At 62.6% G+C, this 21,788-nt stretch carries 25 protein-coding genes; 11 read left to right on the top strand and 14 right to left on the bottom strand.

The genetic code is table 11. The features are described 5' to 3' along the window. Window positions 1–86 precede the first annotated feature (86 nt). The 4 genes from ACVILI_RS22465 to ACVILI_RS22450 all read left to right on the top strand — a co-directional run bounded on the left by ACVILI_RS22465 (window position 87) and on the right by ACVILI_RS22450 (window position 3,744). Entirely contained in the window at window positions 87–935 is an 849-nt protein-coding gene (locus ACVILI_RS22465; protein WP_038647396.1) for a DUF1194 domain-containing protein, read from the top strand. A gap of 203 nt (window positions 936–1,138) precedes the next feature. Further along, window positions 1,139–2,089 (top strand): ABC transporter substrate-binding protein, encoded by a 951-nt coding sequence (locus ACVILI_RS22460; RefSeq protein ID WP_038647394.1) that lies wholly within the window; start codon window positions 1,139–1,141, stop codon window positions 2,087–2,089. Between the two features lie 87 nt (window positions 2,090–2,176). Beyond that, entirely contained in the window at window positions 2,177–2,950 is a 774-nt protein-coding gene (locus tag ACVILI_RS22455) for an ABC transporter permease (protein WP_038647392.1), read from the top strand. Then, window positions 2,947–3,744: an ABC transporter ATP-binding protein gene (locus ACVILI_RS22450; protein ID WP_038652884.1), complete on the top strand. Its 798-nt coding sequence runs from the start codon at window positions 2,947–2,949 to the stop codon at window positions 3,742–3,744. The genes ACVILI_RS22455 and ACVILI_RS22450 overlap by 4 nt, the downstream gene beginning before the upstream one ends. A gap of 8 nt (window positions 3,745–3,752) precedes the next feature. Here ACVILI_RS22450 and ACVILI_RS22445 read toward each other — a convergent pair whose 3' ends face one another. The 3 genes from ACVILI_RS22445 to ACVILI_RS22435 form a co-directional block, all read right to left on the bottom strand. Continuing rightward, complete coding sequence (locus ACVILI_RS22445) at window positions 3,753–4,691, bottom strand: GlxA family transcriptional regulator (RefSeq protein ID WP_276315187.1); 939 nt, start codon at window positions 4,689–4,691, stop codon at window positions 3,753–3,755. Window positions 4,692–5,035: 344 nt separating this feature from the next. After that, entirely contained in the window at window positions 5,036–5,170 is a 135-nt protein-coding gene (locus ACVILI_RS22440) for a hypothetical protein (RefSeq protein ID WP_080512035.1), read from the bottom strand. A 341-nt stretch (window positions 5,171–5,511) separates the two neighbouring features. Then, a complete protein-coding gene (locus tag ACVILI_RS22435) occupies window positions 5,512–5,697 on the bottom strand; it encodes a hypothetical protein (protein WP_032930657.1) in 186 nt (61 codons plus the stop codon). A gap of 230 nt (window positions 5,698–5,927) precedes the next feature. Between ACVILI_RS22435 and ACVILI_RS22430 the strand changes: the two genes are divergently transcribed. Beyond that, window positions 5,928–6,827 carry a LysR substrate-binding domain-containing protein gene (locus ACVILI_RS22430; protein WP_010910020.1) on the top strand — a complete coding sequence of 300 codons (900 nt, stop codon included), beginning with the start codon at window positions 5,928–5,930 and terminating at the stop codon, window positions 6,825–6,827. A 21-nt stretch (window positions 6,828–6,848) separates the two neighbouring features. Here ACVILI_RS22430 and ACVILI_RS22425 read toward each other — a convergent pair whose 3' ends face one another. From ACVILI_RS22425 to ACVILI_RS22415, 3 genes are all read right to left on the bottom strand, one after another. Beyond that, complete coding sequence (locus ACVILI_RS22425) at window positions 6,849–7,802, bottom strand: alpha/beta hydrolase (RefSeq protein WP_038647390.1); 954 nt, start codon at window positions 7,800–7,802, stop codon at window positions 6,849–6,851. A 234-nt stretch (window positions 7,803–8,036) separates the two neighbouring features. Beyond that, window positions 8,037–8,222, bottom strand: coding sequence for a hypothetical protein (locus ACVILI_RS22420; protein WP_027046953.1), 186 nt, complete (start codon window positions 8,220–8,222; stop codon window positions 8,037–8,039). Window positions 8,223–8,411: 189 nt separating this feature from the next. Next, complete coding sequence (locus ACVILI_RS22415) at window positions 8,412–10,481, bottom strand: ASKHA domain-containing protein (protein WP_010910017.1); 2,070 nt, start codon at window positions 10,479–10,481, stop codon at window positions 8,412–8,414. 89 nt (window positions 10,482–10,570) lie between these two features. On the opposite strand from ACVILI_RS22415, the gene ACVILI_RS22410 reads away from it, so the two are divergent. Further along, window positions 10,571–10,813, top strand: a complete 243-nt coding sequence (locus ACVILI_RS22410; protein WP_236952029.1) for a hypothetical protein — start codon at window positions 10,571–10,573, stop codon at window positions 10,811–10,813. Window positions 10,814–10,892: 79 nt separating this feature from the next. Here ACVILI_RS22410 and ACVILI_RS22405 read toward each other — a convergent pair whose 3' ends face one another. The 6 genes from ACVILI_RS22405 to ACVILI_RS22380 form a co-directional block, all read right to left on the bottom strand. Then, window positions 10,893–11,867, bottom strand: a complete 975-nt coding sequence (locus tag ACVILI_RS22405; RefSeq protein ID WP_019858705.1) for a methyltetrahydrofolate cobalamin methyltransferase — start codon at window positions 11,865–11,867, stop codon at window positions 10,893–10,895. Window positions 11,868–11,948: 81 nt separating this feature from the next. Then, window positions 11,949–13,040 (bottom strand): methylenetetrahydrofolate reductase, encoded by a 1,092-nt coding sequence (locus ACVILI_RS22400; RefSeq protein WP_010910014.1) that lies wholly within the window; start codon window positions 13,038–13,040, stop codon window positions 11,949–11,951. Next, window positions 13,037–13,651, bottom strand: coding sequence for a methylenetetrahydrofolate reductase C-terminal domain-containing protein (locus ACVILI_RS22395; RefSeq protein ID WP_038647388.1), 615 nt, complete (start codon window positions 13,649–13,651; stop codon window positions 13,037–13,039). Before ACVILI_RS22395 ends, ACVILI_RS22400 begins: the two co-directional genes overlap by 4 nt. Continuing rightward, window positions 13,644–13,946, bottom strand: a complete 303-nt coding sequence (locus ACVILI_RS22390) for a virulence factor (RefSeq protein ID WP_038647387.1) — start codon at window positions 13,944–13,946, stop codon at window positions 13,644–13,646. The genes ACVILI_RS22395 and ACVILI_RS22390 overlap by 8 nt, the downstream gene beginning before the upstream one ends. Window positions 13,947–14,147: 201 nt before the next feature. Further along, window positions 14,148–14,930 (bottom strand): formyl transferase, encoded by a 783-nt coding sequence (locus tag ACVILI_RS22385; protein ID WP_027046952.1) that lies wholly within the window; start codon window positions 14,928–14,930, stop codon window positions 14,148–14,150. Between the two features lie 86 nt (window positions 14,931–15,016). Next, window positions 15,017–15,592 carry a DUF4893 domain-containing protein gene (locus ACVILI_RS22380; RefSeq protein ID WP_019858700.1) on the bottom strand — a complete coding sequence of 192 codons (576 nt, stop codon included), beginning with the start codon at window positions 15,590–15,592 and terminating at the stop codon, window positions 15,017–15,019. A 153-nt stretch (window positions 15,593–15,745) separates the two neighbouring features. On the opposite strand from ACVILI_RS22380, the gene ACVILI_RS22375 reads away from it, so the two are divergent. After that, window positions 15,746–16,669: an NAD-dependent epimerase/dehydratase family protein gene (locus ACVILI_RS22375; RefSeq protein WP_051726921.1), complete on the top strand. Its 924-nt coding sequence runs from the start codon at window positions 15,746–15,748 to the stop codon at window positions 16,667–16,669. A gap of 11 nt (window positions 16,670–16,680) precedes the next feature. Here ACVILI_RS22375 and ACVILI_RS22370 read toward each other — a convergent pair whose 3' ends face one another. Then, window positions 16,681–17,310, bottom strand: coding sequence for a DUF1638 domain-containing protein (locus ACVILI_RS22370; RefSeq protein WP_038647385.1), 630 nt, complete (start codon window positions 17,308–17,310; stop codon window positions 16,681–16,683). 53 nt (window positions 17,311–17,363) lie between these two features. Between ACVILI_RS22370 and ACVILI_RS22365 the strand changes: the two genes are divergently transcribed. Further along, window positions 17,364–17,501 carry an entericidin A/B family lipoprotein gene (locus tag ACVILI_RS22365; protein ID WP_081296086.1) on the top strand — a complete coding sequence of 46 codons (138 nt, stop codon included), beginning with the start codon at window positions 17,364–17,366 and terminating at the stop codon, window positions 17,499–17,501. A gap of 85 nt (window positions 17,502–17,586) precedes the next feature. Here the strand turns inward: ACVILI_RS22365 and ACVILI_RS22360 are convergent, their stop codons facing one another. Next, window positions 17,587–18,285, bottom strand: coding sequence for a corrinoid protein (locus ACVILI_RS22360; RefSeq protein WP_027046950.1), 699 nt, complete (start codon window positions 18,283–18,285; stop codon window positions 17,587–17,589). Between the two features lie 289 nt (window positions 18,286–18,574). On the opposite strand from ACVILI_RS22360, the gene ACVILI_RS22355 reads away from it, so the two are divergent. The 3 genes from ACVILI_RS22355 to ACVILI_RS22345 all read left to right on the top strand — a co-directional run bounded on the left by ACVILI_RS22355 (window position 18,575) and on the right by ACVILI_RS22345 (window position 21,770). Continuing rightward, the gene (locus ACVILI_RS22355) at window positions 18,575–20,149 is read left to right on the top strand and encodes a trimethylamine methyltransferase family protein (protein ID WP_019858696.1); all 1,575 of its coding nucleotides are present in this window, start codon (window positions 18,575–18,577) and stop codon (window positions 20,147–20,149) included. A 97-nt stretch (window positions 20,150–20,246) separates the two neighbouring features. Further along, complete coding sequence (locus ACVILI_RS22350; protein WP_038647382.1) at window positions 20,247–20,927, top strand: 4Fe-4S dicluster domain-containing protein; 681 nt, start codon at window positions 20,247–20,249, stop codon at window positions 20,925–20,927. A 105-nt stretch (window positions 20,928–21,032) separates the two neighbouring features. Beyond that, on the top strand, window positions 21,033–21,770 hold the full coding sequence (locus tag ACVILI_RS22345) for a dienelactone hydrolase family protein (protein ID WP_084791770.1): 738 nt from the start codon (window positions 21,033–21,035) through the stop codon (window positions 21,768–21,770). Window positions 21,771–21,788: the final 18 nt, after the last annotated feature.

Here is a 21,788-nt window from a genome sequence, read left to right as displayed (position 1 = left end):
CCGGAGCAACGGACTGATCGCAAAAGCCTGGTTTCGAGCCGGGCTTTTGTCTTTTTAAGCGGGCGGTTTTCGCTTACCCTTGCGGGATGTCTGCTTTGTCGCGCGCAAGACATCTCCTTTCCGGATGCGCCGTACTGGCGCTGATGCTCTGGCTGACGCCTGGGTCTCGCGCGGATGAGCCGGTCGATGTCGAGCTGGTGCTGGCGGTCGACGTTTCGCTGTCGATGTCGGCGGACGAGCTCGAGATCCAGCGTCATGGCTACGCGGCGGCGCTGACGCACGACAACGTGCTGCAGGCGATCGCCGATGGCGCCCATGGCAAGATTGCCGTCACCTATGTCGAATGGGCCGGCACCACATGGCAGCGTGTCATCGTGCCATGGACTGTCATCGCCAACCGTGCCGACGCGGAGCGGGTGGTCGCGCAATTGTCCGCGCAGCCGCCCAACAGCGCGCGGCGCACCTCGATCTCCGGCGCGCTGGAATTCGGCAGCGACCTCTTCGCCGAAAGCGGCTACCAGGGGACCAAGCGGGTCATCGACATTTCCGGCGACGGACCCAACAACCAGGGCGCTCCGGTCAATCTCGCCCGCGACGGCGTGGTCAGACAAGGCATCGTCATCAACGGCCTGCCACTGATGACCCGGGGTGGCCTTTCCGGCGCCTACGACGTCAACGATCTCGACCGCTACTACAGCGACTGCGTGATCGGCGGCCCCGGCGCCTTCATGATCCCGGTCAATGACTGGACGCAATTTCCCGAAGCCATTCGCCGCAAACTGGTGCTGGAGCTTGCCGGCCCGGCCTCACCGCAATGGGCGGCGGAGGAGGCCGATCATCCGCCAGCGGTGCTGGCGCAGGACAAGCCCGCCGCCGACTGCCAGATCGGCGAGAAAATGTGGCGCAACCGCAACTGGATGCTCGACAGCCGCTGAGCCGAGCGAGCCAACCAACAGTGACGACTGCCACGATCGGCCGAGCGCCGTTGCGGCGACTGTCCATGGGCAGGGCTTCAATTCTGACCCAACGGAGGTGGTGAGGCGAGCCTGCTGGCAGCAGCCGAACACGTTCCTGTTGATTGACAAGCCGACAGGCGTCTGTGAACAATTTCGGCCAGAGAAACAAAAGGGGAACCGACATGAACAGGATCGCCGTTTTCGCCGCGACTTTGACGCTCGCCGCCGGTCTGTCCGTGCCGGTGATGGCCGCTACATCGGTCACCATCGGCATCAGCGGCTGGACCGGCTTCGCGCCGCTGACGCTTGCCAAGCAGGCAGGGCTCTTCGAGAAGCACGGCCTCGACGTGACCTTGAAGAAGGTGCCGCAGGCCAGCCGTCCGCTCGCCATCGCCAGCGGCGACCTGCAATGCGCCGCCACTACGGTCGAGACCTGGCTGGTATGGAACGCCAGCGGCGTGACCACAAAGCAGATCTTCCAGCTCGACAAATCCTATGGCGCCGACGGCATCGTCGTGCGCAACGACATCAAGACGGTCGCCGATCTCAAGGGCAAGAACGTCGCCTCCTCGGCCCCGGGCACGTCGCCCTATTTCCTGCTCGCATGGGTGCTCAACAAGAACGGAATGTCGACCAAGGACGTGACGGTCGTCAATCTGGAGCCGGACGCTGCGGCGCAGGCCTTCCTTGCCGGCCAGAACGATGCCGCGGTCACCTATGAGCCGTTCATCTCGGCGGTGCGCGACAAGGCCGACCAGGGCCACATACTGGCGACCACGCTCGACTATCCGATGGTGCTCGACACGGTCGGCTGCACGCCCGAATTCCTCAAGGCCAATCCCGACGCGGCCAAGGCACTCGCCGACAGCTATTTCGAGGCGCTCGACCTGATCAAGAAAGATCCGCAGAAATCCTACGAGATCATGGGCGCCGACGTGAAGCAGTCGGCCAAGGAATTCGAGGATTCGGCGAAGTACCTGAAATGGGCCGACAAGGCCGAGAACCAGCAGTTCTTCACCAAGGAATTCCAGGATTTTTCCAAGACCGCGGGCGAGTTGCTGTTGCAGATGGGGCTGATCAAGGAAGCGCCCGACGTCGCCACGCTGGCCGACACCAGCGCGGTGGCGAACTGATCGTCCGGCCCTTGCCCATCGTGCGGCGCCGCCTGGCGCCGCTGCTCTCTCCTGGACACGTGACCATTTGATAGGGACGATGTGAAGATGCGCCCCTTGCATCCAGTCTCGCCGGGCCTGCGAACCGCGCTCGGTATTTCCTTTTTCGTGCTGTTCATTGCCTTCTGGGCCTGGATCACGCTTGGCGGTCACGTCAACCGCATCTTCCTCGCCGACCCGCTGTCGATGCTCAGGGATGGCTGGCGGTTGCTGGTCGAGGACCGCTTCTGGCTCGACATATTGATCACCATCTGGCGCGTCTTCGGCGGCTTCGTGCTGGCCTCGGTCGTCGCTGTGCCGATCGGCATCGCCATGGGCGCGTGGAAACCGGTGGAAGCGTTCCTGGAGCCCTTCGTCTCCTTCGCTCGCTATCTGCCGGCCTCGGCCTTCATTCCGCTGCTCATCCTGTGGGCCGGCATTGGCGAACTGGAAAAGCTGCTGGTCATCTTTGTCGGCTCGGTGTTCCAGATCATCCTGATCATCGCCGTCAGGGTCGGGTCGACGCGGCGCGATCTGGTCGAGGCCGCCTATACGCTGGGCTCGACCAACAACGGCATCGTCAAACGGGTGATCATGCCGGCCAATGCGCCCGAAATCGCCGAGACGCTGCGGCTGGTGCTCGGCTGGGCCTGGACTTATGTCATCGTCGCCGAGCTGATCGGCTCGTCGTCCGGCATCGGCTACATGATCATCAACAGTCAGTCGCGGCTGGCGACCGGACAGATCATTTTCGGCATCATCGTCATCGGCCTGATCGGGCTGTTGTCCGATTTCGCCTTCAAGGCGTTCAACCGCTGGCTCTTTCCATGGAGCCTGGCGTGAGCAAGCTTCTCATCGAGGGCGTCTCGCGCACCTTTGCCGGCGTGCGTGGCGGACTGCCGGTCAAGGCGCTGATGCCGGTCGATTTGGCGGTCGCCGCCAACGACTTCATCACCATTCTGGGGCCGTCCGGCTGCGGAAAGTCGACGCTGCTTAGAATTGTCGCCGGCCTGGAAGCGCCGAGTGAAGGCCGCGTGCTGCTCGACGACAAGGCTGTGACGCGGCCGGGACCCGATCGCGGCATGGTCTTCCAGTCCTACACGCTGTTCCCGTGGCTGACGGTCGCCGAGAATATCGCCTTCGGCCTGCGCGAACGCGGCATGGCGCCAAAGGAGCGGGACGACATCGTCGCCTCCTATGTCGATCTGGTCGGGCTGAGGGGATTTGAAAATCATTGGCCGAAGCAGCTTTCCGGCGGCATGCAGCAGCGCACGGCGATCGCCCGGGCGCTCGCCAACGATCCCGAGATCCTGTTGCTGGACGAGCCGTTTGGCGCGCTCGACAACCAGACACGCGGGCTGATGCAGGAGCTGCTTCTCGGCATCTGGGAGCGGCGCAAGAAGACGGTGCTGTTCGTCACCCACGATATCGAGGAGGCGATCTTCATGGCCTCGCGCGTCATCGTGATGACGGCGCGGCCCGGCAGCATCAAGTCGGATGTCGCCATCGACCTGCCGCATCCGCGCCACTACACGCTGAAGACCAGCCCGGAATTCTCGGCGCTGAAGGCGCGGCTGACCGAGGACATCCGCGTCGAGGCGATGCGCACGGCACAGGCGCGGCCGGCCGAGGCCTGATCCGGCGATCAGGCCGCCAGCAACTGCTTGCGGTCGACGCGCTCCTGCTGCGGCGAGCGGGCATAGAGCTCGCGGTAGCATTTCGAGAAATGCGAGGCCGAGACGAAGCCGCAGGCGACCGCCACCTCGACCACCGGCATCGATGACTGGATCAGCAGATGCCGGGCGCGGTCGAGCCGGATCTCCAGATAGTATCGGGCGGGGGAACGACCCATCTCGGTGCGGAACAGGCGCTCGATCTGGCGACGCGACAAGTCGACATGGTCGGCGATCTCGATCAGCGACAGCGGCTCGGAGAGATTGCCCTCCATCAGCTCGATGATGGTCAGCACCTTCGAGTTCTGCACGCCGAGGCGGGCGCGCAGCGGCAGGCGCTGGCGGTCGGTCGGACTGCGCACGCGATCGGTCAGCACTTGTTCGCAGACCCGGTTGACGAGGCTCTCGTCGAAATCGTCGCCGATCAGCTTCAACATCATGTCGAGCGCGGCGGTGCCGCCGGCGCAGGTATAGATGTTCTGGTCGACCTCGAAGAGGTCGGCAAAGACATTGGCCTTCGGGAACGCCTCGGAAAAGCCCGGCAGGTTTTCCCAATGGATGGCGCAGCGCTTGTTGGACAGGAGGCCAGCGGCGGCAAGGATGTGCGCGCCGGTGCACAGGCCGCCGACGGCGACGCCACGATTGTACTCCTCGCGCAGCCAGGCGAAAGCCGATTTGTTCTGGTAGCGCTCGACATCGATGCCGCTGCAGACGATGGCCATGTTGGGCCGGTCGGGGCCCGCCATCTTCTTGCGCTCTTCCTCCAGCGAGGTGTTGACCGCGCATTCGACGCCGTTCGAGGCGCGTACCGGCTTGCCGTCGATGCTGGCGAGGCGCCAGCGATAGGCCTCGTAACCGAGCATGCGGTTGGCGGAGCGCAGCGGGTCTAGTGCGGTCGCAAAAGCGATCATGGTGAAATCGGGGACAAGGAAAAAGACAAACGATCGCTTGATCGGATGCTTGATGGCGTTCACGGGAACCTCACCTGGCCATGGCGCGAACAGGATGTCGCGAATAGCATAGCGACATCAGGAAAAACCTTGACTGTCAATCGCCTACGCTGCCTTGGCGAGACAAAATTTGCGACATGGGTCGCAAATGGGCAATCAGTGTGCGGTAATGCTCAGGGGAGCTGCATCAACTGTTCACGCGACAGGCAAAATGTACAAAGGCAAAACAAAAACGCCGCCTTGGCTGGAGCCAGGCGGCGTTACAGTCTTGAAGCAGCGGCAGGGAGACGCTGCCTGAAAAATGGTCAGGCGACGAAGCCGAGGCGTGCCGCAGCCATCGCGCCGGTCTGGCCGGGCATGGTGTTGGCAAGGCGCTGGCGCTCGAGAGCGGTGGTCAGGTTCATTTCGCGGCGGGTAAAGAGGCGGGCAAAAAGCTTCATCATCATCTCCTATCGGTTGCTCAGACGGGTCGCCTTCGCTTGATGGAGTGGGGCAGCTCGTTTGCTGGCCGTGATATAGGCTTGTGTTGCGTAAAACTAAATCGCAAAAACGAAGCACTTGATATGAAATGCGACACGGATTGCGACAAATTTGGGCAAGCTGCTCGAAATTTGTGATTGTTTACAAGGCATTAATTCGAAATCGGAGCCGCTATGCGGCTTGCTCATATGCGCCATGCGTTGGCGACATGGCTTCGAAACTCATTTGAATGCAAATAAAATAGAGAAGGCCTGCCGGGCTGAGTGGGCGCGGCAGGCCTTCAGCATTTGGTACACACGATCTACTTTGCTCCAGCCCAGGATCCAACGCCGTTGCGAGTGCCGGTCTTGGTGTCCGAAGCCTCAGGCCAGCCGATATCCTTCTGCAGTTCGATCGGCAGGGAGCGGATGGCGCGTTCAGTCTGATAGCGGGCGCGTGCCGCGCTGAATTCAGTCGCGATGCGACCGAGGGACGACAGGATAGACATTTCATTCTCCTTTGGTGGCGGGCCGGAGACATTCCGGCCTTTGGTGTGGGGGCTTACACATGGCGTGTTTCAACCCCATTTCATGTCGATTGCAGGCCTGTGACGTGGTCGTTTCGTGGCTGCTTGTGGCAGCAACCTCACTCGATGGAGTTGACTATCCTCCTGATCCGGTGTTCAATCAAACGAAATGGAATGATGCTTTGTATCAGAAAAATTGAAGGTCGCTTCCCATGAACGCCCCGCTCAATCATCCACTGCCGCTCCTCGATCTCGACGTTTTGCGCACTTTCGTGGCGATTGCCGAGACCGGCAGCTTCACCACTGCCGCCAATGCCGTCTTCCGCACACCGTCCGCGGTCTCCATGCAGATCAAGAAGCTGGAGGACATTCTCGGTCGTTCGGTGTTCGCGCGCGATGCGCGTTCCGTGTCGCTGACCACGGATGGCGAGATGCTGCTCGGCTATGCCCGCCGGCTGCTGTCGATCAACCGCGAGGTGGTGTCGAAGTTCATCATTCCCGAGATTGTCGGGGTGGTGCGGCTCGGCTCGCCGGATGATTACGGCGAACGCGTGCTGCCGCATGTGCTGAAGCGTTTCGCGCAGTCGCATCCCTCGATCGCCGTCGACGTCACCATCGACCAGAGCAGCAATCTGCGCCGGCGCATGGACGACCGGGCGCTCGACATCACACTTCTTACCAACTCCTACAAGACCAGCGCGCTCGGCGCCGAGGTGCTTTTGACCGAGCCGATCGTCTGGGCGGGCGCCAAGGGCGGCTGCGCGCATCTGCGCGAACCGCTGCCGGTGTCGTTGTGGGAAGAGGGCTGCGCCTGGCGTGCCGGCGCGCTCGAAGCGCTGGGACGCGAGGGCCGCAACTACCGCGTCGCCTATATGAGCGCACACACGGCCGGCCAGCGCGCCGCGATCATGGCCGACCTCGCGGTCGCGCCGCTGCCGCGATCATTCCTCGGCAACGACATGGTCGAGCTCTGCCCCAAGGACGGCATGCCCGATATCGGCACCTACAATCTTGCCATGGTGGTGGCGCCGGACGCCAGCGCGCCGGTCAAGGCCGTCGCCGACCACATCCGCGCGACCTTCGAAGTGTTCCGGGAAACCGGCAAGTTCTGATCTGTCGTCGGATCGAAAGCGCTACTCCGCCGCCTCGGCGGAGGGCGCTTGAAATCTCGTTTTCCTATCTTGCCTGACCGGTGAGAGGCTCTCGCCGAGGAACGTGACGATGTGCTGTCGCGCGCGTCGCGATTCCGGCATGTCGATCAATGGCCATGCATGGAACATGCCTTCCTCGTGGACGACATCAACCTCGACACCCGCTTCCCGCGCCTTTTGCGCGAAGATCAGATTGTCGGGCGTCAAGAGATCGCGCGAGCCGGTCAAAAGCAGCGTTTTCGGCAGCACCGACAGGTCGCCATAGATCGGGCTGATGTGCCAGTCGCTGCGGTCGATGCCGGCGCTGTACATGCGGATTGCTTCGAGACCGCCCGGGATGCCGAGCCAGGGGTCGTTGCGCTCTGCCTCGAACAGCTGGGGGTTGGAAAGCGACATGTCGAGGCCGGGCGAGATAAGCACGTGGCGCGAGGGCAGGGGCAAGCCTTCTTCGGCGGCCATCATTGTCAGCACCACCGCCATGTTGCCACCGGCGGAGTCGCCCATGAAGACGATGTCTTCCGCCTCGGCCTCGTCGAGCATCTGGCGATAGACGTCGCGGACCATGCCGAACATGGCGTGGAAATCGTGCTCCGGGGCGATGGGATAGATCGGCACCGTGATGCCGTAGCCCAGCCGGTCGGCCATTTCGGCAATCAGGTGCCAGTGATAGGGCGTGATTTCAAAGACATAGGCGCCGCCATGCAGGTAGAGAATCCGCTTTTGCTCGCCTGCTCTTGGTGCGACTTCGTAGACCGGAAATCCGTCGATGGTACGTGTCTGGATGTGAAAACGCTGATGCAGCGAGGCCGGCGGACGGTGATCCTCGGTCTTGCGCGCGGCCGCTATCCAGCGCTGCAGGTTTTCCGGGCTGGCAAACGCCTTCTTGCGGCTGTACCTGAGCACGAAGGACACGACGTGGCTTTTGAAACTTGGCATGCGGATACACGAACTTCGGCTGCAGCCGACTAAGAGAAACCTCCACTAGCTCCGAAGATCGTACGCTCACCCGAAATGTCAAGTTTTGCGCTCTGTCCACACGGCGGTGTGATCGGCGCCGCCGACGTCAGCGGCGCGGCAAAAAGGCCGCGCGCAGCCGGTTGCTGGTGGCAGCCAGGGATTTCCGAGATCCCCGGCGCCTGCCGAGCAATTTGCATTTGTCGGCAAAGGTCATCAGCGCGCCGTGCCCAGAAGCAGCGACGTGAGCGCGGCCTGCGGATCGCTGGGCGGCGATGCCGGCCAGCCAATGTCCTTCTGGACATGCGCCGGTAGGCTGTTCAGCGCGCGGATCGCCTTGTTCCTGGCGTGGTTCTGCCTGATGGTCACACCGAAGCGGCCGAGATTTTCGAACATCGACATTTTCATCTCCCTTGAAGAACGGCGGGGGTCGAGGATTGTCCTCGGCCGCCGTTCGATGCGGGGTAAATGCGCCTGCCATGTATCGGATGGATTTCGCGAAAACAGCGGTTTGGTTTCCAGATCGGTTCGATCCGGAAACATTTGCATGCAAATGAGTTTGAGGTTCGAGATGGCCTGTGAAGGTCGCGTCTATTCGCGGCTACGCCTTGCCGCGTGGCCTTCGCGCGAGCGTCGGCGCGGCGTGGCGTCGCCGGCGATGCCGTCCTCGCTCACCGTCTTGCGCGGCGGCAGTTTCACCGCCGCCGACAGTTTCGGGAACGGGTCGACCTTGTTGGGCAGCGCCATGGCGTAGACGAAATGCTCCTGGAATTTCGGTTCCAGTGCGGTCTCGATCTTCTCGATCTGGCTCACCGTCTCCTCGATCTCGCGGCGATAGCCACGGTTCAGGAGCGCCATGCGCGCACCAGCACCCGCGGCGTTGCCGACGGCGGAAACCTTGTCGAGGTCGCAATCGGGGATCAGGCCCAGCACCATGGCGTATTTCGGATCGATGAAGGAGCCGAAGGCGCCGGCGAAATGGATGCGGTCGACATGCTCGGTATTCTGCTTTTCCATCAAAAGCTTGGTGCCGGCATAGAGGGCTGCCTTGGCGAGCTGGATGGCGCGCACATCGGTCTGGGTGATGGTGATCTTCGGTTCGCCTTCCTTCAGCACATAGGAGAAGGTGCGACCATTGGCGGTGACGCGCGGAGAGCGCGCGGCAAGCGATCCGTCGACAACGCCATCCTCCGAGATGATGCCGGCGAGATACATCTCCGCCACGATCTCGATGATGCCGGAGCCGCAGATGCCGGTGACGCCGGTCGCCTGCACGCTGTCGAGGAAGCCGGGCTCATCGGACCACAGTTCCGAGCCGATGACGCGGTATTTTGGTTCCAGCGTGTCGGGATCGATGCGCACGCGCTCGATGGCGCCGGGCGCGGCACGCTGGCCGCCGGAGATTTCGGCGCCCTCGAAAGCCGGACCGGTCGGAGAGGAGGCCGCCACGACCCGCGCACGGTTGCCGAGCACGATCTCGGCATTGGTGCCGACGTCGACGATCAGCATCATCTCGTCCTGGCGATGCGGGCCTTCCGACAGCGTCACCGCCGCCGCGTCGGCGCCGACATGGCCGGCGATGCAGGGCAGCATATAGAGGCGCGCACCCTGGTTGAGCTTAAGGCCGATGTCGGAGGCCTTGATACGCACCGCACCCGAGACGGCGAGTGCGAAGGGGGCGCCGCCGAGTTCGGTCGGATCGATGCCGAGGAACAGATGGTGCATGATCGGATTGCCGACGAAGACGGAATCCAGAATGTCGTTGCGCTGGACATTGCCCTCCGCGCAGACCTTGTCGACGAGGCTGGAGATCGCCTCGCGCACGGCCACCGTCATGCCTTCGCGGCCGTCCGGGTTCATCATCACATAAGAGACACGGCTCATCAGATCCTCGCCGAAGCGGATCTGCGGGTTCGAGGTGCCGGACGAAGCCGCGACGCGGCCCGACAGCAGCGACACCAGATGCATGGCGATGGTGGTCGAGCCGATATCGCAAGCCAGGCCATAGGCCTCGTTCTTGAGGCCCGGCCACAGCGCGATGACGCGCGCTATATCGCTGTCGGCGTCCTTGTGGATGGCGGCGGTCGCGGTCCAGTTGCCCTTGCGCAATATGCCTTGCACCTGCGGCAGCAGGTAGAAGTCGAATTCGAGGTTTTTGAAGCCCCAATCCTTCATCAGCGCGATCTTCAGCCGGTCAAGGTCGCCGAGCGGCTTGTGCATGTCGGGCTCTTCGATCTCGACATAGCACATGCGGATCGCCGTATCGCGGGCGATCACCCTGGTGTCGGCATCCTTGCGGATGGTCTGCGCGTTGATGACCGTGTCCTGCGGCACGTCGATGACGAGGTCGCCGAGGATCTGCGCCGAGCAGGAGAGGCGACGCCGCTCAGGCAGGCCGCGCACGCGCTCGTAGCGCTCTTCCTTGGGTCCCTTGGGTGAGATGTGGTCGTTGGAGGAGACGATCTTGTGCTTGGCGAAATTGCCTTCCTGCACCTCGATCTGGCAGCGCCCGCACGTGGCGCGGCCGCCGCACACGCTCTCGACATAGACGCCAAGCTGACGCGCGGCATCGAGCACCGGCGTGCCGACGGGAAACCGCCCGCGCTTGCCCGACGGCATGAACAGCACGAGTGGATCGGTAATGTTGGCAGGCGAGTTCATGCGTACACGTGTCTCGGAAGGGATTGTCGATACCGTTTAACGGATCGTTTCACTATTGGGCGGACTGTCTGATGGTCCAGAGGCCAATCATGTCCGATCTCCTGCTGTCCAGCATATTCACCGCTTTTACCATGGTGCGGGTGCTGAAGGGGCCGTGGCTGCGCAATCCGCAATATCTGGCCACCGGAATTCTCGGTGCGATTGTCGCGGTGCTGCTGCTCAACGGGCTGTGGCCCGCCTATGACGATGACTTCGTCATAGGCGGCGTGACCGGCATATTCGGATCGTGGGCGGGAATGGCGTTGTTCGACGCCATATTGGGCGTCGCCTGACCGCAAAGCAGACGCGTCCGACCGCATCGATGATGCGATCGGTCCAGCGTGGTTTGCAGTCCGGTTCACGATTGCGCGCTTACCCCCGACCCATGCGGGCTTCACGGCCGCCGCGGCGGCGACCGCCATTGCCGCCGCCTTCGCCGGGGGCGTTGACTGCCGTTGGCGCCGCGACCGCATGGCCGCCTTCGGCCGGCTTGTAGTCCTTGTAGGTCCTGATCCAGTTGGTGCAGTTCTCGTCGGTGCCGTTGAGCACATTGGCGCCGCGCACGGCTTCCATTTCCTGCGGACGCACCGGGTTCATGATGGCGCTGGTCATGCCGGCGCCGATCACCATCGGGATGAAGGCGGCGTTGATGCCATGACGATGCGGCAAGCCGAAGGAGATGTTGGACAGGCCGCAGGTGGTGTTGACCTTGAGCTCTTCGCGCAGGCGGCGCAGCAGAGCGAACACCTGGCGGCCAGCGTCACCCAGCGCGCCGATCGGCATGACCAGAGGGTCGACGACGACGTCGTGCGCGGGAATGCCGAAATCGGCGCAGCGCTGCACGATCTTCTTGGCGACGGCGAAGCGCACGTCCGGATCCATCGAAATGCCGGTCTCGTCATTGGAGATGGCGACGACCGGGACGTTGTATTTCTTGATCAGCGGCAGGATGGCTTCGAGCTTTTCTTCCTCGCCGGTGACGGAATTGACCAGCGGGCGGCCCTTGGCGACCTTGAGTGCCGCCTCGATCGCGGCGGTGACCGAACTGTCGATCGACAGCGGCAGGTCGACGAGGCCCTGGACGATCTCCAGTGTCTGCACCAGCAGCGCCGGCTCCGTGGCGTTGGGGTCGACCGCGGTGACGCCGGCATTGACGTCGAGCATGGTGGCGCCGCAGGCGGCCTGTTCCAGCGCGTCCTTGATGACGGTCTCGAAATTGCCGGCGACCATCTCGGCGGCGAGCTTTTTGCGGCCGGTCGGGTTGATGCGCTCGCCAATCACGCAGAAGGGCTGGTCGAAGCCGATGATGATTTCTCGTGTCGCCGAGGCAACGATGGTCCGGGTCATGAAATCTCTCCGTCGTGATATAAAGAGTTCTTTATATCGTTATCTCTTTTCGATCAAGCGAATGGTGATCCTCCGCGCGGATCAATGCGCGGTTTTCACCATATCCACCTGGGTTTCGGTAATCTCGTCGTGCAGGATGTGGTCGAGCCGGTCGGCAACCATCTGGTCGTCGCGACGGATTTCGCGCTTCCAAGGCTGGCGGCCCTTCAGCACGCCCGATTCATCGACGATCTCGGCGACATATTCCTCCTGGCGGTAGGCCATCACATGGACGCCCGAGATCCCAGGGATTTCCTTCACCTCGTTGATGATGTCGATGCAGAGCTGCTTGCCTTCCTTCTTCTGATCCTGCGCGCCTTCCAGCCGCTTGATGACGGCATCCGGGATGTGGATACCAGGCACGTTGGAGCGGATCCACTTGGCGGTCTTGGCCGAGGCAAGGGGACCGACGCCGCACAGGACGAACACTTTTTCGGTATGGCCGAGATCGCGCGCCTTCTGCATGAAGGTCCTAAACATCGGCACGTCGAAACAATACTGCGTCTGCACGAACTGCGCGCCGGCGGCGATCTTCTTGCCGAGATGGATCGGGCGGAAGTCGAAGGGCGGCGCGAACGGGTTGACGGCAGCGCCTAGGAAGACCTGTGGCGGCGTCGTCAGCTTGCGGCCGGACAGGAACTTGCCGTTGTCGCGCATGATGCGGATGGTCTCGAGCAGCGACATGGAATCGAGGTCGAACACCGGCTTGGCGCCGGGCTGGTCGCCGGCCTGCACGCCATCGCCGGTCAGGCACAGCATGTTGGCGACACCCATGGCGGCACCGCCCAGCACGTCGCCCTGGATGGCGATCCGGTTCTTGTCGCGGCAGGCGATCTGCATGATCGGGGCATAGCCCATGCGGGTCAAAAGCGCGCAGATACCGACCGAGGACATGTGGCAATTGGCGCCGGAGGCATCGACGGCGTTGATGGCGTCGACCCAGCCGTCGAAGATCTTGGCCCGGTTGTAGACGTCCTCGGGATCGGCGCTGTCGGGTGGATTGAGTTCGGTCGTCACGGCGAATTCACCGCGCCGCAGCACACGCTCCAGCCGGCCGCGGGACGAATGGCCGGGCAGGGGATCGAGCGGCAGGTGAATGCCGGCCGGGTTCTCGTCGCGCTGACGGGCGCTCATGCGGCGGCTCCGGTCTTTGGTGCGGCGGCGGCTTCACGGGCGGCAGCCGCCTGCGCGGTGACCCGCAGCCAGGCGGAGGTTTCACGCAACGACTGGTCGACCGGCTTCTGCACGGCCAGGATCTTGTCGGAGTTGACCATGTTCTGCGAGCCTTCCCAGGCCTTGACCCAGACGCAGGGCATATCGGGCTCGACCTCGCAATTGCCATTGGCACGCACGCCACCGCAGGGGCCGTTGCGCAGCTGCTTGGGGCAATTCATCGGGCACGACATGCCGGTCGACGACAGGATGCACTGGCCGCACATGCGGCAGTCGAACATGAACCCCTTGACGCGCTTCTCGACGAATTTGATCGGAGCCTCGACGCGGCCGTAGCCGATGCCTCTCCACAGAGGATGGAGGAGCAGAAACATGTCGGCGAAGCGGGAATAAAACCATTCGAGCAGACGCGAATGCCGGATCGACCATAATCTCACCGCGAAGGAGCGCTGCACGCGCCGCTGCGGCGACACGTCGGCCGGCTTGTAGTCGGATTTCGGCGCAGCCTTCTTGACCAGGGTGGCCTGGGTAACCGTCGGCCCATCGTTTTTGACAGGAGTGGTCTCAGACATTTTCTTTGCCGCCCGCCTTGACCAGAGCGACCAATCTTTCACGGTCATATTTCGTGTCGAGGTCCTGGAAAGCCTTTTCGACCTCGACTTCGAGATCGTCGCCGACCGGAACCGGATCGGCCTTGCGCCATTCGGCCAGATAGTCGTCGGTACCGCCGGCGCCGGTGCGCATGGCGCACATGTCGATGGCTTCGGTGAAGCGCAGCGGCAGCTCGCGCTTGGCATTTTGCCGGCCCTTCTTGACGATGACCTGGGCAGGGATGTCGCGCCAGTAGACGACGATAAGATCGGCCATGAATTCTCGCTCCTCGATCTCAGAGCATTGCCGGATGCGCAATGGACCCGCTTGTTATGGGACGACGCGCGCGCATTCAAAAGCGACGCATTTCAATGTCGTAAAATGAAAGGCGTGTTTATTCGTTCGCGGAGCGCACCGGCGGCAGGGTCGGCGTGCCGAAAAGCCGTCTGGCCCTGTGCGGCTCCGGGCTGATGAGACCTACCAGATTCCGGTTCTGAGGCCGGTCCAGAGGTAGAACCAGATCGTCGGATGATACCATTGTTTGGAAGGCAGGCCGGGATCGATCGTTGTGAGTTTTCCGGCCAGTGCATCGCTGACGGCCTCGATGCAGATATCGCGCGAGAACGCCGCCTGGCGGAGCGCGTGACTGGAGATGGTGTCGCCTTTTTCCGGTCTGCCGCGTGCCTGCTTCAGCACGCCGCCAGTGTCGACGCCAGCGTCGACGAGGTGGATGGTCGTGCCGAAATTCTGCGCGTCACCGGATGCCAGGGCCCAATAGCCGCCATTCATGCCGCGATATTTCGGCGTGATGCCCGCATGGTAGTTGAGCACCGGGCAGGGCATTTTGCGCAGCATCTCGGCCGAGATCAGTCGGCAACCGTTGAGCAGCACGACGCCTGGCTGGATCTTCTGGATCGCCTGCAGGCACTCAGGCCCATTGGCCGAGGCTACGTGGATAATCTCCTGGCCTGGTCGTGGCTCAACCTCCAGTCTCTCCTCGGCAATCAATCGCGCGCTATGGCCGGCCCGCAGCCGCTTGCCCAACCTGCTCAGCACCATCGTGCCGAGCTGGCCCATGGCCGAGACCCAGCCTTGGCGGCGAGCCCGACCACGCAGCAATTGCTTTTTGGATTCAGGGGTTTCGAGGATGACGCTGACAGGACCAACGCGATCGGCGATCGCGTTGATCATGGCCCAGACATGCTGGCCGCCGCCGGTCACGACGACGATCGACGCGCTGGTTGCTACCGGTGAAGACATGGCCCGCTTTCCTGCCTTGCACGCGGCCAGCTGCCGCATGCTGGCCGGATTTGTGCCGGAACGGGGTTAAATCTTGATGACCACGCTCAGCGCTTGAACTCGATGATGTCGAGCTTCGATTCGTAGTAGGGCGCGGGAAGTTCGACGCGCCATTCGCTGGCACCGGTGCGGAAGGCATAGCCGACCTGGTCGGTTTGCGGACCGCTGCCATAAGGTTTTGCCCGATCGTTGTTGACGGAGCCGGAGCCGAGATAGATGGCGCGCTTCTCGCCATCGTCGAAAAAGCGGCCCTGGGTTCGCTGCGAACCGCTGATCTTTTCCAGCCGCCAGCCGGAACCGTCGTCGGTCACCTTGCACTTGAACCAGCCATAGATGACGAGTGGGCTCAAACCGCCTGCCTTGATGGTGCGGCACTTCCAGTTGCCGGTCAGGTCCTTGTCGGAGAACGACACCAGCGGCTTGGCCAGCAAGGCATCAAGTTGTTTGACCTCGGCCGGGCTGCCCGCTTTCGCCTCGGCGAGCGCCGCCTTGCGCGTCTCGCCATATTTGTCGAGGCGGACCTTGTCGGCAGGCGTGATCAGCTTCTGTACCTGGCCGTCGGCAAGGGCGGGCAGGGTGCAGCAGAGCAGGCCGATGGCGGCAAAAAGGGGACGAAGGATCATCTGGAACTCCCTGAGTCTCTAAAATGGCAGTCTAAAAAATGGCAGTTGATGTCTGGAGCGGCGCCGTTGCCGGCCGATGACTGACCATATCGGGTCGCTCGCGCCTGTCATCCGTGCTTAACAGCGTAGCCGTCAAAAATCATGGTGCGACGCATGCGAATCTTGCTCACGGGATCGTCGGGTTGGCTGGGCAGCGCGCTGGCGCCGCGCCTGCGCGCGCTTAGTCATGAGGTGATTGGCCTCGATCCTGTTCCTTCGGTGGAAACGCAGGTGATCGGCTCGATCGCCGATCGCGATCTGGTCATGCGGGCGGTCGGGGATAATCGAATCGAAGCCATCATTCACAGCGGCGCGCTGCACAAGCCCAATATAGAGAGCCGCGCCAACAGCGATTTCGTCGCCACCAACGTGCAGGGCACGCTGAACCTTCTCGACGCCGCGGTGGCGAGCGGCGCGCAGCGCTTCGTCTTCACCTCGACCACCTCGCTGATGATCTCGCAGGCGATACGCGACGGCTTCAAGGGCGGTGCGCGCAAGGCCGCCTGGCTGACCGAGGCGATGTCGCCCGAGCCGCGCAACATCTATGGCGTGACCAAGCTTTCAGCCGAACATCTCTGCCGCCTCTATCATCTGCAGCATGGCCTGCCGGTGGTCGTGCTGCGCACGGCCCGCTTCTTTCCCGAAGCCGACGATATGGCGCATGCGATTGAACAATCAGATGCCAACACCAAGGCGAACGAATTGCTGTTCCGCCGGCTGACAGTGGAAGACGCGGCGGAAGCCCATGTCGCGGCATTGGAGAAAGCGCCGAAGCTTGGCTTCGACATTTCTATCGTCTGTGCGCCGACACCGTTCCGGCCTGATGATTGCGCCGAACTGATCGCCGATGCGCCGTCGGTGGTCGCGCGCTATTTCCCGGACTTTCCGGCGCTCTACGCGCAAAAAGGCTGGACGATGTTTGCCTCCATCGACCGCGTCTATGATGCCTCGCGGTTGCGGGAGAGGCTCGGCTTTGTCTGTAAGACGAGCTTTGCCGATGTGCTGGTGGCGCTAAGGGCGGAGAATGGGCCAGGCTAGCGCAATCGCGATCAGGCGACCTTCGCTGCCTGCGCCATTTCGACCGTCAGGTCGCCATAGCCGGTCGCGCGCCGCTCATAGGCAAGGCCGAGCAGGGCGGCGGCCTTTTCCGCGACCTTGTCGAGTTCCGGGTCGTCGGTCTGGGCCAGATAGACCAGCTTTTCGTAATTGCCGAAATAGTCCTTGATCAGTTCCGGGTGCTTGTCGAGGCCGAGCGGCTTCATGAAGAATGCATCGAACTGGCGGCACAGGAAATCCGTCATGTAGAAGGACATCATGTCGTCGTCGGCGATCTTCGCGTAGGCTTCCATGCCTTGATAGAAGGCGAAGCAGTGCGGGCCGGCCATGCGCTCGACGCCATGCTTCTCGATGACGCGGTCGAGCAGGCCACCGGTGCCGCAATCGGCATAGCCGACGAAGATGTGCTCGTAACCCTCCGTCTTGGCCTTCTCGATCGCTCTGTCCATGGCGGGCGCGATGCGGTCGGGATAGAAATGAAACTCGGCCGGCAGGCAGGTCAGTTCCAGGTGATCCAGCCCGAGCTGTTCCTTGACGGCTAATACCTCACGCGCAATCATCCCACAGGCGATGACAAGCAACCTGTCTGTTTGATTCGGTTTCGTTTTTTGCGTCTTGACCAAGTCGAGCGGCTTTCGCTGCGGGGCTAATTTACCTGTCGAGGGAGACACCACCCATGAAACTGCTACGTATCGCGCCGATGGCTATCCTTGCCTGCGCACTTGCACTCACCGCCTGCGCCAACACCATTCGGGGTGTCGGCAAGGATGTCAAATCGACGGCAAGGGCGGTCAAAGACACTGTCGCCAACTGATCGGCAGCCTCTCCCATCATCTGGGAACAGAAAAGCCGCGCTGCAAGGCGCGGCTTTTTCTTGTCGGTCATCCTGATGCCTTGGGTCAGGCCGAAGCGCGGACATTGTGCTTGCGCTTCATGAAGTCCTTGGCGGTCTCGACCGCCACCGCGGCATCGCGGCAATAGGCGTCGGCGCCGACGGCCTTGCCGAATTCCTCGTTGAGCGGCGCGCCGCCGACCAGCACGACGTAGTCGTCGCGGATGCCCTTTTCCTTCATCGTGTCGATGACGACCTTCATGTAGGGCATGGTGGTGGTCAAAAGCGCCGACATGCCGATGATGTCGGGCTGATGCTGCTCGATCGCATCGAGATATTTCTCGACCGCATTGTTGATGCCGAGGTCGATGACGTCGAAGCCTGCGCCTTCCATCATCATGCCGACGAGGTTCTTGCCGATGTCATGGATGTCGCCCTTGACGGTGCCGATCACCATCTTGCCCTGCTTCGGCGCTCCGGTGGCGGCGAGCAGCGGGCGCAGGATGAACATGCCGGCCTTCATGGCGTTGGCGGACAACAGCACTTCGGGAACGAACAGGATGCCGTCGCGAAAATCCTCGCCGACAATACGCATGCCTTCGACCAGCGCCTCGGTGAGCACCTTGTAGGGTACCCAGCCACGCTCCAGCAGGATGCGCGTGCCTTCCTCGATCTCTTCCTTCAACCCGTCATAGAGATCGTCGTGCATCTGCTGCACCAACTCGTCGTCGGAAAGTTCAGAAAGGATGATCTCGTCGTCGGACATTTTTATCCAGCTCCTCACGGCATCGCGACTGTGTCGCAAGGCACAAAATATTAGCGTTCATACCTAACCCGCAACGGGCGGCTATCCATAGCTGATTTGCGACTTCCCGCAAAAGGAAAGCGACTGGAAAATCTATTGGTTTTCTTGTCGATTTTGCGACAGGCGTTGGCGCGGACGGGCCGTTTCGAATAGGGTGCATGGCTACGATCCGGCGAAAGCCGCGCCATGCGGCCACAACGGCTACGGACCAGCCATCGTCAGGCCAGGCCATATTCAGGGAAGAGCGATCATGAGCGAACACGCGGCAGTCGACCAGGAAGCGTCAAACGCGCGGCGTGGGCGAGGCGCGAGCGGCGGAGCGGCGGCAAGGCGCGCCGCGCGTTCCGGCGGCGGACCCGGTACCCAACTCACCTACATCAAGCGCAAGATCAACATCTATGAGGTGCTCGACGAGGAAGGCCTCGCCCTGATCGAGAAAAACACTGACACGGTGCTCGAAGAGATCGGCATCATTTTTCGCGACGACGCCGAAGCGCTGCAGCTTTGGAAAGAGGCCGGCGCCGACGTCAAGGGCGAGCGCGTGCATTTCCCGAAGGGTCTTTGCCGTTCGCTGCTGAAGACCGCGCCGTCCGTCTATACCCAGCATGCCCGCAATTCCGAGCGCTCGGTGCAGATCGGCGGCAATGCTACTGTCTTTGCGCCGGTCTATGGCCCGCCCTTCGTGCGCGACCTTAACGGTGTCAGGCGCTACGCGACGATCGAGGATTTCCAGAATTTCGTGAAGCTCGCCTATATGGCACCGTCGATCCACCATTCGGGCGGCACGGTGTGCGAGCCGGTCGACGTGCCGGTCAACAAGCGCCACCTCGACATGATCTATTCGCACATAAAATACTCGGACAAGCCGTTCATGGGCTCCGTGACCGCGCCGGAACGCGCCGAAGACACCGTTGCCATGGCCAAGCTCGTGTTCGGCGACGATTTCGTCGAGAACAACACGGTGCTGACCAGCCTGATCAACGCCAACTCGCCGATGGTGTTCGACGAAACCATGCTGGGCGCGCTGAAGGTTTATTCGCGCCACAACCAGGCCTGTATCGTCACGCCGTTCATCCTTGCCGGCGCGATGAGCCCGGTGACGGTCGCCGGCACGCTGACGCAGGTTCTGGCCGAAGTGCTGGCCGGCGCATCGTTCACGCAGCTCATCCGGCCTGGCGCGCCGGTGCTGTTCGGCACCTTTGCCTCGTCGATCTCGATGCAGTCGGGCGCGCCGACCTTCGGCACGCCGGAGCCGTCGCTGGTGTCTTATGGCGCTGCCCAGCTCGCACGCCGCCTCGGACTGCCGTTCCGCACCGGCGGTTCGCTCTGCGCGTCCAAGGTTCCGGATGCGCAGGCGGCCTATGAAAGCGCCAACACGCTGAACTCGACGATCCTCGCCGGCACCAACTTCGTCCTCCACTCGGCCGGCTGGCTCGAGGGCGGGCTGGCGTCCTGCTACGAAAAATTCATGATGGACATCGACCAGCTCGGCATGCAGCAGAAATTCTCCGAAGGCGTCGACCTGTCGGAGAACGGCCAGGCGATGGACGCGATCCGCCAGGTCGGCCCGGGCAGCCACTATCTCGGCTGCGACCACACCCAGGCCAATTTCCAGACGGCCTTCTACCGCTCCAGCATCGCCGACAACAATTCCTACGAACAGTGGCTGGCCGAAGGCGAGAAGACCGCGCCGCAGCGTGCCAATGAGCTCGCCCGCCGCTGGCTGGAAAGCTACGAGGCGCCGCATCTCGATGCGAGCATCGACGAAGCCCTGAAGGAATTCATCGCCAAGAAGAAGGGGTCGATGCCCGACGCCTTCACTTGAAAGGAGCCCGAGTCAGGCGGGGCTAAAGTCGCCAACATCATCCACAAGGAAGTCTGGCGGAGCGCCTTCTCCGACCCGGACAAGAAGGGATGATTCTGTGCGCGGCATGATCGAAGAGATCACGGCCGCGCTCGGCGCCAATGGCCTCATCCTGCGTGGCGGCTTTGTTTTCTCTGACGGCGAGGACGCCCCTCACGGCGCCTCGGGCGCGCCGGCGAAATCCGTGCTGCTGGTGGGGCAGGCGGGTGCTACACCCTGGCCGCATTTCCTGCGCTGGCGCGAACAGCAGCCGTCGACAATCGCCAATCCGCTCGACAGCTGGTCGCGGCAGGTCATTGGCGATGTGGCGGAGGCATTTGGCGCGCGCTCTGTTTCTCCCTCCGACAAGCCCTATCTGCCGTTCCAGCAATGGGCTGTTCGGGCAGAGGGGCTAAAACCGTCGCCGCTCGGCATCCTCATGCATCCGCAATACGGGCTTTGGCATGCCTATCGCGGCGCGTTGCTTTTCGAGGACGAGATAGCGCTTCCGGAGCAGGGCGAGGCAACTCATCTTTGCGACGCCTGTGTCGCGAAACCCTGTCTGAAATCCTGTCCGGTCGATGCCTATTCCACGGAAGGCTTCGCCTACCGGGCCTGCCTGGCGCATGTGCGGGGAGGGAATGGCGAACCGTGCCGGAGCGGCGGCTGCCTCGACCGCAACGCTTGTCCCTATGGCACGGAATATCGCTATCCGTCTGATATCCAGGCCTTCCATATGGCGGCATTCGCCGGCCTGTGATCGTCACGCGATGCTGCACGAAATGTTGACGGATACTTCTAGGGAATGCCTTGCCGTGGAAGGTCGCGTGGATATGTATCGCGCATCTGACAAATGGAGCAGGCAATGACGAAGCATGACCTCAGGATCAAGACCCGTGACGGGGTGGCGAAGGCGGGCCTGTTCCGCTCGGCCAAGACGTCCCCTGCCAAGGCCGGCGTCATTCTCTACCAGGATGCCTTCGGCCCGCGTCCGGCGCTCGACGGCATGGCCGAGCGGCTGGCGGGCGAAGGCTATGCGGTGCTGGTGCCGGACCTGTTCCATCGCAATGCGCCCTATGGTCCGTTCGACGCCAAGACCGCCTTCACCGAGGAAGACAGCAAGGCAGCGCTGATGGCGCTGGTCGCTGGCACGACACAGCAGATGACCATCAGCGACGGCGACGCCTTTCTCGATGCGCTCGCCGGCGAAGGCATCACGGGTCCGATCGGGACCGTCGGTTATTGCATGGGCGGCGCACGGGCGCTCAACGCGGCCGCGGCCTACCCGGACAGGATCAGGGCCGCCGCCAGTTTCCATGGCGGCAATCTCGCCAGCGATGCCGCCGACAGCCCGCACCGCAAGGCGGCATCCATCAAGGCGAGGGTCTATGTCGGCATGGCCGGCGTCGACCGGAGTTTCCCACCGGAGCAGTCGACACGGCTGGAGGAGGCGCTGCGCAATGCCGAAGTCGACCACGCCATCGAGAACTATGTCGGCATGGCGCATGGCTGGTGCGTGCCCGACCACAGCGTCTACAACGAAGCCGGCGCCGAACGGCATTGGCGAAGGCTGATCACGCTGTTTGCCGAAACACTCGGGTGAAGCTTCCGCCTGCCTGGC

The sequence above is a fragment of the Mesorhizobium sp. USDA 4775 genome (genome assembly GCF_054062655.1).
The sequence above is the reverse complement of the archived record's forward strand: the minus strand, read 5'-3'. Positions and strand labels throughout refer to the sequence as shown.